This is a genomic window from Rheinheimera sp. EpRS3, assembly GCF_001513785.1.
Lineage (GTDB): Bacteria > Pseudomonadota > Gammaproteobacteria > Enterobacterales > Alteromonadaceae > Alishewanella.
Genome location: NZ_LNQS01000001.1, coordinates 1,165,484 through 1,180,538 on the forward strand (window position 1 = coordinate 1,165,484; position 15,055 = coordinate 1,180,538).

The 15,055-nt window shown below is 47.8% G+C and carries 16 protein-coding genes; 11 read left to right on the plus strand and 5 right to left on the minus strand.

Going from position 1 to position 15,055, the window contains the following annotated elements; all coding sequences use genetic code 11:
• Nucleotides 1–174: 174 nt before the first annotated feature.
• From phhA to AR688_RS05200, 9 genes are all read left to right on the plus strand, one after another.
• On the plus strand, nucleotides 175–975 hold the full coding sequence (gene phhA, locus AR688_RS05160; protein ID WP_068230010.1) for a phenylalanine 4-monooxygenase: 801 nt from the start codon (nucleotides 175–177) through the stop codon (nucleotides 973–975).
• A 9-nt stretch (nucleotides 976–984) separates the two neighbouring features.
• Nucleotides 985–1,326 (plus strand): 4a-hydroxytetrahydrobiopterin dehydratase, encoded by a 342-nt coding sequence (locus tag AR688_RS05165; RefSeq protein ID WP_068230013.1) that lies wholly within the window; start codon nucleotides 985–987, stop codon nucleotides 1,324–1,326.
• Nucleotides 1,327–1,525: 199 nt separating this feature from the next.
• Nucleotides 1,526–3,088 (plus strand): transcriptional regulator TyrR, encoded by a 1,563-nt coding sequence (tyrR, locus tag AR688_RS05170; RefSeq protein WP_068230017.1) that lies wholly within the window; start codon nucleotides 1,526–1,528, stop codon nucleotides 3,086–3,088.
• Between the two features lie 213 nt (nucleotides 3,089–3,301).
• A complete protein-coding gene (gene hppD, locus AR688_RS05175) occupies nucleotides 3,302–4,375 on the plus strand; it encodes a 4-hydroxyphenylpyruvate dioxygenase (RefSeq protein WP_068230022.1) in 1,074 nt (357 codons plus the stop codon).
• Entirely contained in the window at nucleotides 4,368–5,516 is a 1,149-nt protein-coding gene (locus tag AR688_RS05180) for a homogentisate 1,2-dioxygenase (RefSeq protein WP_068230025.1), read from the plus strand. The genes hppD and AR688_RS05180 overlap by 8 nt, the downstream gene beginning before the upstream one ends.
• A gap of 2 nt (nucleotides 5,517–5,518) precedes the next feature.
• Entirely contained in the window at nucleotides 5,519–6,535 is a 1,017-nt protein-coding gene (locus tag AR688_RS05185; protein ID WP_068230030.1) for a fumarylacetoacetate hydrolase family protein, read from the plus strand.
• A gap of 151 nt (nucleotides 6,536–6,686) precedes the next feature.
• Nucleotides 6,687–7,331 carry a maleylacetoacetate isomerase gene (maiA, locus tag AR688_RS05190; protein WP_068230033.1) on the plus strand — a complete coding sequence of 215 codons (645 nt, stop codon included), beginning with the start codon at nucleotides 6,687–6,689 and terminating at the stop codon, nucleotides 7,329–7,331.
• A 206-nt stretch (nucleotides 7,332–7,537) separates the two neighbouring features.
• A complete protein-coding gene (locus AR688_RS05195; protein WP_068230036.1) occupies nucleotides 7,538–8,464 on the plus strand; it encodes a chemotaxis protein in 927 nt (308 codons plus the stop codon).
• A 37-nt stretch (nucleotides 8,465–8,501) separates the two neighbouring features.
• Nucleotides 8,502–8,714: a hypothetical protein gene (locus AR688_RS05200; protein WP_068230041.1), complete on the plus strand. Its 213-nt coding sequence runs from the start codon at nucleotides 8,502–8,504 to the stop codon at nucleotides 8,712–8,714.
• A gap of 5 nt (nucleotides 8,715–8,719) precedes the next feature.
• Here AR688_RS05200 and AR688_RS05205 read toward each other — a convergent pair whose 3' ends face one another.
• The 3 genes from AR688_RS05205 to gloB are packed head-to-tail and all read right to left on the minus strand — an operon-like array spanning nucleotide 8,720 to nucleotide 11,670.
• Entirely contained in the window at nucleotides 8,720–9,202 is a 483-nt protein-coding gene (locus tag AR688_RS05205) for a hypothetical protein (RefSeq protein ID WP_068230044.1), read from the minus strand.
• A gap of 36 nt (nucleotides 9,203–9,238) precedes the next feature.
• Nucleotides 9,239–10,846 carry a LysM peptidoglycan-binding domain-containing protein gene (locus AR688_RS05210; protein WP_068230047.1) on the minus strand — a complete coding sequence of 536 codons (1,608 nt, stop codon included), beginning with the start codon at nucleotides 10,844–10,846 and terminating at the stop codon, nucleotides 9,239–9,241.
• Between the two features lie 56 nt (nucleotides 10,847–10,902).
• Complete coding sequence (gene gloB / locus AR688_RS05215) at nucleotides 10,903–11,670, minus strand: hydroxyacylglutathione hydrolase (RefSeq protein WP_068231237.1); 768 nt, start codon at nucleotides 11,668–11,670, stop codon at nucleotides 10,903–10,905.
• Nucleotides 11,671–11,709: 39 nt separating this feature from the next.
• On the opposite strand from gloB, the gene AR688_RS05220 reads away from it, so the two are divergent.
• Nucleotides 11,710–12,444, plus strand: a complete 735-nt coding sequence (locus tag AR688_RS05220) for a class I SAM-dependent methyltransferase (protein ID WP_068230049.1) — start codon at nucleotides 11,710–11,712, stop codon at nucleotides 12,442–12,444.
• Here AR688_RS05220 and AR688_RS05225 read toward each other — a convergent pair.
• Nucleotides 12,441–12,950: a GNAT family N-acetyltransferase gene (locus tag AR688_RS05225; protein ID WP_068230052.1), complete on the minus strand. Its 510-nt coding sequence runs from the start codon at nucleotides 12,948–12,950 to the stop codon at nucleotides 12,441–12,443. The two genes, AR688_RS05220 and AR688_RS05225, sit on opposite strands and share 4 nt — an antisense overlap.
• A 30-nt stretch (nucleotides 12,951–12,980) precedes the next feature.
• Nucleotides 12,981–13,514, minus strand: a complete 534-nt coding sequence (locus AR688_RS05230) for a DUF2058 domain-containing protein (protein WP_068230054.1) — start codon at nucleotides 13,512–13,514, stop codon at nucleotides 12,981–12,983.
• A 146-nt stretch (nucleotides 13,515–13,660) separates the two neighbouring features.
• Here AR688_RS05230 and AR688_RS05235 point away from each other — a divergent pair, with 146 nt between their 5' ends.
• Nucleotides 13,661–14,977, plus strand: a complete 1,317-nt coding sequence (locus AR688_RS05235) for a DEAD/DEAH box helicase (RefSeq protein WP_068230055.1) — start codon at nucleotides 13,661–13,663, stop codon at nucleotides 14,975–14,977.
• Nucleotides 14,978–15,055: the final 78 nt, after the last annotated feature.

Below are 15,055 nucleotides of genomic sequence, written 5' to 3' on the forward strand. Positions count from 1 at the left end.
GCCTTGTAAGGCTATGTTTACGCCAGAGCAGCCAACTTTAGGCGGCAACGAGATTAACTCTTGCCGCACTATCGCTTAGTATCCGCTGTAACTAATTATCTGCTCATTATTCAAATTACAAAATGGCAGCTAAGCGGGACACTCCCGTATAACAGATTATTCAACAGGTTGTGTATGAGTAAGTCGAGTAAATATGTCTCCCGTCAGTCGGACGACCAGGGTGTGATTGCCTGGTCAGATGAAGAAAACCAAATATGGCACGAACTGATCACCCGTCAGCTTAGCGTGATCAAAGGCAAAGCCTGTGACGAATATATGGCTGGTTTGGCAAAGTTACAGCTACCCACTGACCGCATTCCGCAACTGGAGGAAGTCAGCAAGGTATTGCGCGCTACTACCGGCTGGGAATGTGCTGAAGTACCGGCGTTAATCAGCTTTGATAAGTTTTTTGAATTGCTGGCCAATAAGCGCTTTCCGGTGGCGACCTTTATCCGCAGCCGCGAAGAGTTTGATTATCTGCAGGAGCCGGATGTGTTCCATGAAATTTTCGGCCACTGCGCTATGCTTACCAATCCGGCGTTTGCCGAATTTACCCATATGTACGGTAAATTGGGCCTGTCAGCCAACAAGCAGGACCGCGTTTATCTGGCCCGACTATACTGGTTTACCATTGAATTTGGTTTATTAAACACCGCGGATGGTTTACGCATATATGGCGGCGGTATTTTATCGTCGCCGGGTGAAACCACCTACGCCCTTGAATCTGATGTGCCGGAGCGTAAACCCTTTGATGCGGTAGACGTATTACGTACGCCTTACCGTATCGATATTATGCAGCCGGTGTATTTTATGATTGAACGTATTGACCAACTGTTTGATATTGCCCATCTGGATATGATGGCGCTGGTTGAACAGGCCAGAGCACTGGGGCTGCATGCGCCAAAATTTCCGCCCAAAGAAAAACAAGCAAGTTAGGATTACAGAATGTCTGAATTAAAAGCAATGCAATGTGAAGCCTGCCGCGCTGATGCGCCTAAAGTATCTGATGCCGAGCTGCCTGAGTTAATGCGGCAGATCCCCGATTGGACGCCGGTGGTGCGTGATGGTATTTTGCAACTGGAGCGCGAGTTTAAGTTTAAAAACTTTAAGTTAGCCTGGGCATTTCATAACAAAGTGGCCGAGCTGGCAGAAGCCGAAGGCCATCACCCTGCGCTGTTGCTGGAGTGGGGCAAGTTAACGGTAACCTGGTGGTCGCACTCGATTAAAGGCTTGCATAAAAATGACTTTATCTGTGCAGCCAAAACGGATGCTTTACTGTCCGCTTAGTGTTCTTTGTGTGAGTGGTGCCGGGGCGCCACTCATTGCTGTCTTTTGTTGTTCACTGCCGCGTTGTCTTAGCTGCCACTTGTCGCAATAACCCGCTAAATCGTCTTTTTGTTCACATTTCTTTACAAAACTACTGGTCTCTTCTTAGCGTTATACCGTATTATGTTGTTAATTACTTGGTCTTGGGACACTTTGCGGTATGCGTTTAGAAATTCAATGCCAGAACAGGCTCGGCCTGGCACAGGAAGTATTAAATGTACTGGTAAGTTATCAGCTGGATTTGCGCGGTATTGAAGTCGATCCCAGTTTAAGCCGGATGTACGTGTCATTTCCGACAGTAAACTTTGAAAAGTTTCAGGAGTTAATGACCAAGATGCGCCGCATCACCGGCGTAGAAGATGTTAAAACCACCGCTTTTATGCCGTCAGAGCGTGAGCATAATGAACTGTCTACCTTACTTAAAACACTGCCGGATGGCCTGATTGCCGTTGATATTAAAGCCAATGTCACGGTAATTAATGACGCTGCACTGGAAGCGTTGTCGGTAGAGCATAACGCTATCGCCGGTCAGTCATTGCAGGGCATGGTTAAGGGCTTTAATTTTCAGCGCTGGTTAGAGGGCGATGATGTGCTGGCGCAAACCCGGCGGTTAGAAATTCACGGCAAGCGCTTTGTTGCTGATATTTTGCCGGTGATGGTGCCGGATGAAACCGGCCATGAGATTCTGGCTGGTGCGGTGATTAATTTAAAATCTGAAAGCCGGCTCGGCCAGCATATGGTGGCGTTTAAAAAAGGCGATCAGGAAAGCTTTAACACTTTGCAGGCGCACAGTAACTTAATGCGTAGAGTGGTACGCGAAGCGAAAAAAATGTCACAGCTGGATGCGCCCATTCTGATTATGGGTGAAACCGGCACCGGTAAAGAGCTACTGGCCCGGGCTTGTCATGCTGCCAGCAGCCGCACCGGTAAACCTTTTTTAGCCCTTAGCTGTGCGTCGTTGCCAGACAACGTAGCAGAGTCTGAACTGTTCGGGTATGGCGCTAATGCCTTTCCAGGGACTGTTGAAGGCAAAAAAGGCATTTTTGAACTGGCCAATGGCGGCACGGTATTCTTAGATGAAGTAGGCGAGATGTCGCATCAGTTGCAAACCAAGCTGATCCGCTTTTTGCAGGATGGCAGTTTTCGCCGAGTTGCCGATGAAAACGAAGTAAAAGTCGATGTACGGGTAATTTGTACCACGCAAAAAGATTTACCCGGCATGGTGCAGGAAGGCAAGTTCCGCGAAGACTTATACTATCGCCTTAATGTGCTGACGCTGGCTTTACCGGCACTGCGTGAACGCAAACAGGATGTGCTGCCGCTGGCCGAATTTTTTATTGCCCGTTTTGCCGCACGGCTGGGCCGTAAAGCGCCAAAGTTAACCGACAGCTGTGCTAATTTTCTGCAAAATTATCCCTGGCCGGGTAACGTGCGTCAGCTGGAAAATGCATTGTATCGTGCTATTACTCTGCTTGAAGGCTTTGAACTGGATAAAGAGCATTTGCAATTACCCAGTTACAACAACGATTTTGGTTATTTAGAGCAAGATTTCGACGGTACCCTCGACGAAGCGGTAAAACGCTTTGAAGCGAACCTGTTGCGCAAATTGTTTCCGGCCTATCCCAGCTCGCGTCAGTTGGCAAAAAAACTCGGTTTAAGCCACACGGCAGTGGCCAATAAATTACGTGATTACGGCATTAATCGAAAGAGTGTAAAAATTTAACTACGCTTTGTGCGTAAAACTGTACTGCAAAGGGGCTGCCAAAGCGATTTGGCGGCCCTTTTTGATCGCTTTTTCAGAAAGTCGCCGTTTTGTATCAGCAGCTTTACAAAACAGCAGTTTAGCAGGCATTAAGCTGTTACTTGCTGCCCCCTTCCTTTTTTTTGCCGCAAGCGCATTATTAGCGCCAACCAAGACGTAGTTAGGACTATAACAATGACAGATAAAATTAATCCGCTGGGAACTGATGGTTTCGAGTTTGTTGAATATACCGCCGCTGATGCTGACGGTATTCAGAAATTAAAAGATTTATTTTTTGCGTTGGGCTTTACCGAAGTCGCACAGCACCGCTCGAAGCAAGCCTGGTTATATAAGCAGGGCGACATTAACTTTATTGTTAATGCTGAGCCAAACTCGCAGGCCGAAGAGTTCGCCCGTAAGCACGGCCCCAGCGTGTGCGCCATGGCATTTCGGGTAAAAGATGCGGCTCATGCATTAAAACATGCCGTTGCTAACGGCGCTAAAGAGTATAAAAACCAGATTGGCCCGATGGAGCTGAATATCCCGGCTGTTTACGGTATTGGCAGCAGCCTGCTGTATTTTGTGGACCGCTATGGTGCCAGCTCAGTGTACGATGTTGACTTTAAATACTATGACAACTGGCAGCTTGAAATGACCAAGCACAGTGTTGGCCTGGAAGTGCTGGATCATTTAACGCATAACGTTATGCGCGGCAATATGAATACCTGGGCCGGCTTCTATGAAAATATCGGTAACTTCCGTGAAATCCGTTATTTTGATATTGAAGGTAAGCTTACTGGCCTGGTATCAAAAGCGATGACAGCACCCTGCGGCAAAATTCGTATTCCAATTAACGAATCTTCTGATGATAAATCTCAGATTGAAGAATTTATCCGCGAATACAAAGGCGAGGGTATCCAGCATATTGCGCTGACAACCGAAGACATCTATGAAACTGTACGCACTTTGCGCAGCCGCGGCATGGATTTTATGCCAACACCGGAAACCTACTACAACAAAGTAAACGAGCGGGTAGTGGGCCACGATGAAGACTTAGAGCAACTGCGGGACTTACGTATTTTGATCGACGGCGCGCCAATGAAAGACGGCATTTTGCTGCAAATTTTCACCAAAACCGTGATTGGCCCGGTGTTCTTTGAAATTATCCAGCGCAAAGGCAACGAAGGTTTTGGCGAGGGTAACTTTAAGGCACTGTTTGAGTCTATCGAAGAAGATCAAATTCAGCGCGGAGTGTTAAGCAATGCGTAAATGGGCATCGTTTCCGTTAAAGGAAGGTGATGTATCAAGACAGGCGCACGCAGATTTTCCTGAGCAGGCGATATATGAGCGTGAAACCGGCCGCAGCGGTTTTTTTGGCCCGGCCACGCACTTTCATCACCGCCATGCGCCTACCGGCTGGATTGACTGGCAGGGGCCACTGCGACCACACCTGTTTAACTTTAATGACATAGGTGCAGATAACACTAATTCGCCGTGGGCCGTGCCAAATTTGCTGTTTAATGCGCATTGTAAAATGCGCACCTGGCGCCTGAATGACAACATGAGCAAGCTGGTGCGCAACGCCGACGGTGATGAGCTGCTGTTTATCCACGAAGGCAGCGCCGAGCTGTATTGCGATTACGGCCATATGACAGTACGCGACGGCGATTATATTGTTATTCCGCGCTCTACCATGTGGCGTTTAGAGCCAAAACAGCCGATGTTTATCCTGTTGGTTGAAGCTACTAACGACAGCTATCAGCTGCCGGAAAAAGGCCTGGTAGGTAACCACGCAATTTTTGACCCGGCAATGCTGGATACGCCGAAAATTGATGATGCCTTTAAAGCTCAGTACAGCGAGCAGCAATGGCAGGTTGAAGTAAAACGCCACGGCCAGGTATCGGTGATTACATATCCGTATAACCCGCTGGATGCGATTGGCTGGCATGGCGATTTAGCGGTAATGCGCATTAACTGGCGCGATATCCGCCCGCTGATGAGCCACCGCTATCATTTACCGCCGTCGGCGCATACTACCTTTGTTGCGCAGCGCTTTGTGGTGTGTACCTTTGTGCCAAGGCCAATTGAAAGTGATCCCGGTGCGTTAAAAGTGCCGTTTTACCATAACAATGACGATTACGATGAAGTACTGTTTTACCATGCCGGTGACTTTTTCAGCCGCGATAATATCGAAAAAGGTATGGTCACTTTCCACCCGGCCGGTTTTACCCATGGCCCGCACCCCAAAGCCTTTGCGGCGGGGCGTGAGTATAAAAAGAAATTTACTGATGAAGTGGCAGTAATGCTTGATACCCGCGACGCACTGGAGATAGGTACTGCAGCGCTGGCCACCGAAAACCCGGAATACGTTAACAGCTGGAAAGTTAAACCAGAGCAGGCGAAGGAATAATAATGAAGTTAGCAAGTTTAAAAAATGGCAGCCGTGATGGCTTGCTGGTTGTAGTCAGCCGCGATTTAAGCCGCTGTGTAGCAGCGCCGGCAGTAGCCGCCACTATGCAGCAATTGCTGGACAGCTGGGCACAGTTAAGCCCGAAGCTGGAACAAGTATATCAGGCGCTGAACAACGGCAAAGTAGACGGCGAAATGGCGTTTAATGAAGCTCAGTGTGAATCGCCTTTACCACGTGCATATCAGTGGGCCGATGGCAGTGCTTATGTGAACCACGTTGAACTGGTGCGCAAAGCACGTAATGCCGAAATGCCGCCAAGCTTCTGGACCGATCCGTTAATGTATCAGGGCGGTTCGGACGATTTTATCGGCCCGCGCGACAATGTTGAAGTGGTTAGCGAAGACTACGGTATCGACTTTGAAGGCGAAGTCGCAGTCATTACCGACGATGTGGCGATGGCGTGCAGCGCTGATGAGGCGCGCAGCAAAATCCGCTTACTGATGCTGGTCAATGATGTCTCCTTGCGTGGCCTTATTCCGAATGAGTTAGCCAAAGGTTTTGGCTTTTTTCAATCCAAGCCGTCATCGGCATTTAGCCCGGTAGCGGTAACGCCGGACGAGCTGGGTGATAACTGGCGTGATGGCCGTGTGCATCTGTCGCTGCTATCTACTTACAATGGCAAACTTTTTGGCAAGCCCAATGCCGGTATCGATATGACATTCGACTTTGGTCAGTTAGTCGCGCATGCGGCGAAAACCCGTAATCTAAGCGCCGGTGCGGTTATTGGCTCGGGCACGGTATCAAACAAGCAGGGCACCGAGTATGGTACTGCTGTGGATGAGGGCGGTGTTGGCTACAGCTGTATTGCTGAAATTCGCATGATCGAAACCATTCGTGATGGTAAGCCATCTACTGCTTTTATGAAGTTTGGCGATACTATTCGTATGGAAATGCTGGATGCGCAGGGTAATAGCATCTTTGGTGCCATTGACCAGAAAGTAGTGCAATATAAAGCTTAACCCTTAGTAAGCGGATGCGGATGTACTTTTTTCTGCGACCGTTGAAGGCATGGATGCCTGAGTCGAGCCCCCAGGGATGGGTTTACGGCGTGTCGCAGAAAAAATGTACGCAGCAGCTGCGTATTCGAAGCTCGGTATCTTAAGGATAACAATGAAACTCTACGGCTACTGGCGCTCTTCAGCAGCATATCGTGTGCGTATCGCGCTAAACTTAAAACAACTGACGTTTGAAAATCTGCCGGTACATCTGGTAAAAAACGGCGGCGAGCAACACAGCCCTGACTACAAAACACTGAACCCGGCAGAACTGGTACCTGTGCTGGTAGATGATGATCTTAGTCTGAACCAGTCGCTGGCCATTGTGGAATATCTGGACGAAACCTATCCGCAACCGGTGTTGTTGCCGGAAGAACCCGCAGCACGGGCCAAAGTACGCGCGCTGGCACTGGATATTGCCTGCGATATGCATCCGCTGAATAACCTGCGCGTATTGCAATACCTTACCGGGCCTTTAGCATTAACTGAACAGCAAAAACTAAACTGGATTAACCATTGGCTTAATACCGGCTTTGACGCAATTGAACAACGTTTAAAGCAAAGTGCCGGGCAGTTTTGCTTTGGCGATGAAGTAACGCTGGCTGATATCTGTTTAGTGCCGCAAGTTTATAACGCCGAGCGCTTTGCGCTGGATATGAGCGCCTTTCCTACAGTGATGGCCGTACACCACAACTGCCAGCAACTGGCTGCTTTTGCTCTGGCAGCCCCCGAGCAACAGCCAGATGCACAAATAAGTTAAGGTTAAGAATGTTGCTGCCGTCGTGTAATAACGGCAGTAGCATTTCATCTGTTTTGCTAGACGATTAGCTATGTTCGCCTATGCTTATACAAATTTCTGTCTTCCAGATACAAGTCCACATTGCTTAGCTGACAGCAACATGCTGTAGTAGTGCCTGATCAGCGTTAACCGTGCAGCGGCCAATATGGCCGAAGAGGTACAAAATTATGAGTAAACTAATGGCCGCAGTGAATCAGCGGACAAATCTGGTAGGTAACAACCGGCTGGAGTTACTGTTGTTTCGTTTGTATGGCCCCCAGCCGTTTGGCATTAACGTGTTTAAAGTGCGCGAAGTGTTACAGTGCCCGGAGCTGACAGAAATGCCCGGCTCCAGCCCGCATGTGCGTGGTATTGCGCATTTACGCGGTGTACCGGTGATGGTAATTGATTTAAGCCAGGCTACCGGTGGTAAACGTATTGAAGATTTATCTACTGCTTATGTACTGGTAACCGAATACAACCGCCATACGCAGGGCTTTTTGGTAAGCGGTGTCGACCGTATTGTTAACACAAACTGGGATCAAATCATGCCCCCGCCCAAAGGTGCGGGGGCAGGCCACTACCTGACAGCCGTTACCCAGATTGACGGTAAGCTGGTACAAATTATTGATGTAGAAAAAGTCTTCGCAGAAATAACACCGGTTAACGAAGAGGTGAGCGAAGATATTAAAGTAAAAGCAACAGAGCGTAATTTTAAAGACTTGATTGTGTTGGTAGCCGATGACTCTGCAGTGGCACGTAATCAGGTAAAGCGGGCGCTGACTTCAATCGGTATTCAGGTTGAACTGGTCAACGACGGTAAACTGGCGCTGGATTGGCTAACCGCCAAAGCGGCAGAATTAGGCGGCGATATTTCTACAAAAGTGCCGTTGCTGATTTCTGATATTGAAATGCCGGAAATGGATGGTTACACGCTAACAGCAGAAATAAAAGCTAACCCGGCACTGCGACAAATGCATGTTGTGTTGCACTCATCGCTTAGCGGTGTATTTAATGAAGCCATGGTGAAAAAAGTAGGTGCAGATCAGTTTATCGCTAAGTTTCACCCTGACGAGCTGGTGTCAGCAGTACAAAAATGGATGCAGGCAGACTAAAGCTGATTCTGGATTGAAAAAGTAGACAGGCATTAAAATGAAAGTATTTTCTCTACCCAAAAGGCCGCTGAACCGCGCTTTAGTTTACGCCGGCTTGTTCGGTATTATATTTCAGCTAACGGCGGCATGTTACGCCTGGTGGCATGATATTGGTTTACAGGCCAGCTGGTTTTTAACCTTATTGGCGCCTTTATTGTGTATAGCATCCGGAATGGTTTCTGCGTTGCAATTACAAAAAGAGCCAGATTAACCCGGCTATTTGCGCGGTTTAAACATACCCTCTATCCGCACATCGCGGATCCCGGTTTCGGTAAAGTAAAAATTTATCTGGCCGGGACCGCGGTTAAAATAATAGGTCTCATCGTTTAGTTGCAGCACAAAGTTTCCCGGTGCATTTACTGCCAGCGGATCCGCAAACAACTTTATAGAGTATTGCTCCAGTTGTAATTCAAAACTGCTAAGCGGCTCGTTAACAAAGTCAGGCACCCAGACATGGCTGTTATCCTGCAGAATGACAGCAATAGAATATTTTTGTGGTACAGAGGGGACATTCAGGCTTTGCTTACCAGCATTAAAGCGGTAGGTACCATCCTGACGGAAGTAGCTAAAGCCGAAATCGAATGTCTTGCTGCTATTGTCGGTAAGCGTTACTTTGCCCTCACCACTGATATCAAACTGTGCCTGACTCAATGGTGTGAACAGTAATGCTGTGCATAGCAGCAGGTATTGCAATTTCATGATATTGGCCCCGTATGATACCAGCCCGTTAGCGGTTTATACCTGTGTCATACTGACCATTAGTTTCAGCTGTTGGCCTGGCTGCAGGTAGTTGCCGGTATTAATATTGTTCCACTTTACAATGTCAGACACTGAAACGCTGAAACGTTGTGCAATTCTTGCCAGAGAGTCGCCTTTGCGTACCTTGTAGGTAACAGTGCGGGATATTCCCTTGTTACCTGTTGCAGTAATAGGTTGCCATATCGCTAGCTTTTGGCCTGGTTTAAGTGCAGAGCGCTGCGCTATAGCATTCCACTTTGCCAGTTCAGCCACTGTAACCTTGTGCTCACGGCTAATATCCCACAGGGTATCGCCATCTTTAACAATATACTCCAGCTTAGTACCGTTATTACCTTGTTGCTGTGCTTTGGCTATCCGGTTTGGCTGGCTCAGGCTGTAATTCGCCTCTTCAGCAGAAGATACTGGTAACAGCAAATGTTGGCCAAGGCGAATGGTGTTGCCATCAAGTTTATTTATACGCTGAATAGCACTGATATTAGTGTCATGCTTTTGGGCAATTTTACCAAGAGTATCGCCCTTAGCTACGGTGTAGCGTTTCCAGCGTAGCCATTCTTTAGTGGGCGTTTGCGCCAGCTTTTGCCGGAAGGTTTCTACCTGATGTACCGGCAGTACTAAATGGTGCGGACCGTCAGGATCAGTGGCCCATTGGCTGAACCCCGGGTTTAATGCCTGTAGTTCGGCAATACTCAGCTCTGCCATCTCTGCGGCTATGGCCAAATCAATTTGATTGCCCACTTCTACCACATCAATTTTCGGTTCATTGGCAATAAACTTCCAGACAATATCAAAATCATCCGGGCGCTTGAGAATATCTACCAAAGCTAGCAACTTAGGCACATAAGCGGTAGTTTCGGAAGGTAAATCCAACGACCAGAAATCTGTGGGTAAACGCTTTTGCTTATTGCGTTGAATAGCTCTTAAGATCCGGCCTTCACCAGAATTATACGCGGCAATGGCGTTGAGCCAGTCACCTTCGAGTTTATCGTGCAGATACTGTAAATAATCTAACGCCGCCCGGGTGGAGGCCACTACGTCACGACGGCCGTCATACCAGAAGTTTTGTTTTAGACCAAAACGCTTGCCGGTAGCAGGCATAAATTGCCACATGCCAGAAGCAGCAGCGTGTGAATAGGCAAAAGGATCGAAAGCACTTTCTACAATAGGCAGTAACGCCAGTTCCAATGGCATTTGGCGTTTTTCCAACTCTTGCACGATATGGAATAAAAACGGCTGGGCACGGCTGGCTACTCTGTCCAGGTAGGCCTGATGGCTGCTGTAAAAGTTACGTTGTTCCACAATCGGTCGGGTTTGTGGCACATTAAAACTCATTTGCAACTGAATGCGCTGCCATAAATCTTCTAATTCTGTGGCATCAAGTTCAATAATATCATTGCCCGAGGCTTCGCCTGCACTCCATAACCGATTGGCTATTTGCTCGGCACTGGCGGCGTGCTTATGAAAATCTGCCGGCTTATTTTGTGGGGCTTTTACTACAGGAGGTATGTTAGTTTTTTCAGTGCTATTTGTACTAACACATCCTGCAAGGATCATGGCTCCAGCCAGGGCAGATAATCTTCTGAGCATTATTTTGTTCCACATGTAAAAAATCGAATGTTACCTGTTCGGTCACTGAATGCAAGTCAGCTTTTAAACTGGTCCTTACTGGCTCTTAACCAGCTAAACAGCGCTAACGCTGTATTTTTTTGCCATTTTTGCTGTAGGTTTTTGTTATTACAGCGTAAAAACGGATTAATTTGTTTCTCTTTTGCTAACCCTGCAGGCAGGGTTGGCTGTTTTGCCAAACGTAAATCATGACAACGTTGCGTGTATTCGAGTAGCGCCGCGTTATCTGGTTCCACAGTTAAAGCAAATTTTAAATTAGACAGGGTGTACTCGTGGGTACAGTAAATCTGGGTGCTGTCGGGTAATGCCAGCAACTTCTGCAGCGACTGCCACATTTGTTGCGGGCTACCTTCAAACAGCCTGCCACAACCTGCGCTGAATAAGGTATCACCAGAAAACAAAACCGGTGCTGAATAAAACGCAATATGGCCCAAAGTATGTCCTGGTACAGCAATAACAGCAAAAGTAAGCCCTAACTGAGCAATGACAACCAACTGATTATCGCTCACAGTTTCTGTAAGCTGCGGGATGCGGCTATGTTCCATAGCCGGGCCTATTACTCTTACATTTGGAAATTGCTGTTGTAGCTCTGTAATGCCGCCAGTATGGTCAGCATGATGGTGTGTAATAAGTATTGCCACCGGTATTTTTTGCTGTTGCTGTAAAAATGCCAAAACCGGGCTGGCGTCACCGGGGTCAACTACAATGCAACTGGGGTTGTCTTGCTGACATAACACCCAAATATAGTTATCCTCAAACGCTGGCACTGGAGTAATGTGATACATAATGACAACCATCTTAATGAATCCGGCTGTTAACTTAACATGAAACCGGCACTGAGCGAAAAAGACCGTACTTCGCCGTCAGACTGGCAGCAGTTTACGCAAGGGCAAGCGCTGGCTGATGCAATATCCCGTCAATTGCAGCCCTGGTGGCAGCAAATTTTTGGTTACTACATGCTAAAAGTTGGCGATCTCAGCTGCCAGCTGGACACCAGCAACTGCAAAATTCAGCATCATATTGGTGTCGGCCGGTATTGCCAGCAAACCATGTTGCTGGCTGAAGCAGACGCTTTACCTGTTACTGAAAACAGTGTAGACGCTGTGTTGTTGAGCCATTGCCTGGAATACACTGCAGATCCACATCATGTGGTACGCGAAGCACACCGGGTATTGGTACCCGATGGTTATTTGTTGCTCAGTGGTATCAATCCGTACAGTAGTGTCGGTTTATTAAAATGGCTGCCCGGGCTGGCGCAGAAATATCCGTGGCATGGCCGGTTTTTCAGTGCATCACGTATTAAAGACTGGCTGCACCTTATTGGTTTTGAAGTGTTGTCAGAGCAGCGTTTTTTTTGCTCTGCCATGCTGGCAAAAGAATATAAAGCAACCCGCTGGCAGCTGTGGAACGAGCAATATATGAATTATTTTGGTGCGAGTTATTTGCTGGTCGCCCGTAAACGCGAGCTGCCGCTGACACCTATTAAACCAAAGTGGCAGTTAAGCCCCGCTTTCGCGCAACAGGTTAAAGGCGTTAGTGCCCGACAGCGTTCAGATTAGCTTTGCTGCTGCAAGTAGCGGTTGACACCCGCTATCGCATCGTCTGCCGCTAGTGTCATAAAATGCAAGCGTGGGCTTTCAGCTTCCGGCGGCGGGCTTATCTCAAAGCCCAGACTGGCATAACATTGCAGGGCAATATTGTTGTGCCGGTGTACGTACAGCGAAATGTTACGGTATTGCTGGTTTAGCGCCTGAATGATCAGCTCACTAATCAAAGTTTTAGCCAAACCTTTGCTGCGTTGCTGTGGGTGAATAACCAACCTGGCCAGATGATGGCAGCCAAAACGGTCACAAACCTGACCAAAGCCCAGTACGGTATTGTTGTCGCTATCAAGTAAGCTGTAGCTTTGGGTACCAGGCCGGCACAACAGTTGAAGAAAACGCAGCTCGGTGCACGGATAATCAAAGTTATCGCCGCCCCAGCTTTGTTGTTGCTCAGTACTACTAAACCAGTGTTGCAGTTGCAGCATTTCACCGACACTGGCCAGTACCAGTTGTGTATTCATTCAGCTCTCTGTCAAAACGCCTAAGCGGCTTTACCACATTAAATCATCAGGAATTTTAAAGTCGGCGTAGGGGTCGTCTTCATCTACCTGCTGTTGCTTCACATTCAGCACAATAATACTGTCGCTCTGACGCTGCTTAATTTTTTCGGCAACGGCGGCAGGTACCAGATAATACTGTTCGTCTTGCTTAGCAATGGCTAACAGGCCACGGCTTAGCTCATCATGCAGTTTGTTATTCACATACAGCCGCTTAACCAGCTTGCCATCAGTAAAGTTGTAGGCCACTTCGCCCTGAGCTTTAATAGTGTTGTTGCTGATAAGCTGTTTAACCTGTGCAGCTATCGCTTTTTGCTGCAGTGCAGCTTGTTTTTGCTGGTTTAAAACACGGTCGCGCTCTATCTGTTGCTGGCGCGTTTGCTCTGCCAGCACACTGGCTTCGTTAACTATTTTCTGGTTCTTGCCAGCCTGAACTTTTTGCTGGTGCTTCTCTTTTTTAACGGCTTTTAACTTTTTGGCATCGGCCAGGCCAGCTTTTAACAGTTGTTCTTTTAGTGCATTACTCATGGTATATCCTGATCATTCAATGCTTTTTAGCGGTAGTCATAATGCGCTTATAGTAGCGCAAAGGCTGCCAGTTAAGAAATCAAACTAACTCAATTTGCCAGCTTCGGTTATCATATAGCGGTAATTTAAGGTTTAAGAGGTTCACTTTGCCATTTAATGATTTATCGCTTGATCCGCGGCTAATGCGCTCGGTACAGCATCTGGGCTTTGTTAAGCCAACTGAGATTCAGCTTGAGGCGATTCCTGCTGTGATGGTTGGCCGTGATTTAATTGTGTCATCGCAAACCGGTTCAGGTAAAACGCTGGCTTATTTATTGCCAATGATGCAACGCTTGCTAAAAAGTCGGCCGTTGTCCAAGCGTGATGCGCGGGCGCTGATACTGGCGCCGACGCGCGAATTAGCCAAACAGGTGTATGCGCAGCTGCGCTTGTTTGTGTCTAATACACCGTTAACGTCAGCGTTGATTGTCGGTGGCGAAAACTTTAACGATCAGGAAAAGCTGCTTAAACGTGAGCCAAACATCATTGTCGCCACGCCGGGCCGTTTTGTTGATCACCTTGAGCATAAATCAGTATTTATTAATGGCCTGGAAATGCTGATCCTCGACGAAGCGGATCGGATGCTGGATTTAGGCTTTATGCCGCAGCTAACGGTGATCAATAAAGCTGCAGATCACCGTTTACGCCAGACTTTGCTGTTTTCTGCCACATTAGATCATGCAGAAGTAGATGAACTGACACTGGCATTACTGAAAAATCCATACCGCGTTGCTATTGGTGCTTCGCATCAGCAACATCAGGATATCAGCCAGCGGTTTTTTCTGGCCGATCACCTCAGTCATAAAGAAGCTCTGCTGCAGCACTTTTTACAGCAGGATGATATTAAGCAACTGATTATTTTTACCGCCACACGCGAAGATGCCGAGCGCTTAGCGCTGCTGTGTGAGCAGCTTGGCCGCAGCGCCGTGGGGTTAAGCGGAAAATTAACGCAAAGCAGCCGTAATGCGGTAATGCAGGCTTTTGCTACCGGCAAGCACCAGGTGCTGGTAACAACCGACTTAGCCTCGCGTGGCCTGGATCTATTGCAGGTATCGCATGTTATTAACTTCGATTTGCCCAAGCATGCAGAAGAGTATGTGCATCGTATTGGCCGTACCGGCCGTGCTGGCGCCAAAGGCCAGGCGATTTCATTGGTTGGGCCAAAAGATATAGCAGCACTGGAACGCATTGAAGCCTTTTTACGCCAGCCAACCAGTTTTACTGAAGTAGAAGGATTAGCCGCTAAGTTTGACGGTAAGCCCAAAGTAGCAAAGGCTGCAGTTAAAGCTGTAGCCGGCAAAAAAGCGCTGCAGGGTAAAGCCAAAGCTAAAACTAAAGCGGTTAAGCCGCTGACGAAAAACGCACCGCAGTTTTTTGAAGGTGGAGACGATGGTTTAGCTCCGGTAAGGCGTAAACAAAAATAAATTAACACTGATTATTTTTTCAGCACTATTGCTGCTACACTAAAATTGTTGCTGTTTAGTATGCTGACAACAACAGGG

Bases quoted from the DNA above. Each gene is read 5' to 3' on its own strand.
- AR688_RS05180 (WP_068230025.1), top strand. From the start codon at position 4,368: ATGCGTAAATGGGCATCGTTTCCGTTAAAGGAAGGTGATGTATCAAGA.
- AR688_RS05225 (WP_068230052.1), bottom strand. From the start codon at position 12,950: ATGAATACACAACTGGTACTGGCCAGTGTCGGTGAAATGCTGCAACTG.
- AR688_RS05165 (WP_068230013.1), top strand. From the start codon at position 985: ATGTCTGAATTAAAAGCAATGCAATGTGAAGCCTGCCGCGCTGATGCG.
- AR688_RS05200 (WP_068230041.1), top strand. From the start codon at position 8,502: ATGAAAGTATTTTCTCTACCCAAAAGGCCGCTGAACCGCGCTTTAGTT.
- AR688_RS05185 (WP_068230030.1), top strand. From the start codon at position 5,519: ATGAAGTTAGCAAGTTTAAAAAATGGCAGCCGTGATGGCTTGCTGGTT.
- AR688_RS05210 (WP_068230047.1), bottom strand. From the start codon at position 10,846: ATGCTCAGAAGATTATCTGCCCTGGCTGGAGCCATGATCCTTGCAGGA.
- AR688_RS05230 (WP_068230054.1), bottom strand. From the start codon at position 13,514: ATGAGTAATGCACTAAAAGAACAACTGTTAAAAGCTGGCCTGGCCGAT.
- maiA (WP_068230033.1), top strand. From the start codon at position 6,687: ATGAAACTCTACGGCTACTGGCGCTCTTCAGCAGCATATCGTGTGCGT.
- AR688_RS05205 (WP_068230044.1), bottom strand. From the start codon at position 9,202: ATGAAATTGCAATACCTGCTGCTATGCACAGCATTACTGTTCACACCA.
- hppD (WP_068230022.1), top strand. From the start codon at position 3,302: ATGACAGATAAAATTAATCCGCTGGGAACTGATGGTTTCGAGTTTGTT.
- tyrR (WP_068230017.1), top strand. From the start codon at position 1,526: ATGCGTTTAGAAATTCAATGCCAGAACAGGCTCGGCCTGGCACAGGAA.
- AR688_RS05195 (WP_068230036.1), top strand. From the start codon at position 7,538: ATGAGTAAACTAATGGCCGCAGTGAATCAGCGGACAAATCTGGTAGGT.
- phhA (WP_068230010.1), top strand. From the start codon at position 175: ATGAGTAAGTCGAGTAAATATGTCTCCCGTCAGTCGGACGACCAGGGT.
- gloB (WP_068231237.1), bottom strand. From the start codon at position 11,670: ATGTATCACATTACTCCAGTGCCAGCGTTTGAGGATAACTATATTTGG.
- AR688_RS05220 (WP_068230049.1), top strand. From the start codon at position 11,710: ATGAAACCGGCACTGAGCGAAAAAGACCGTACTTCGCCGTCAGACTGG.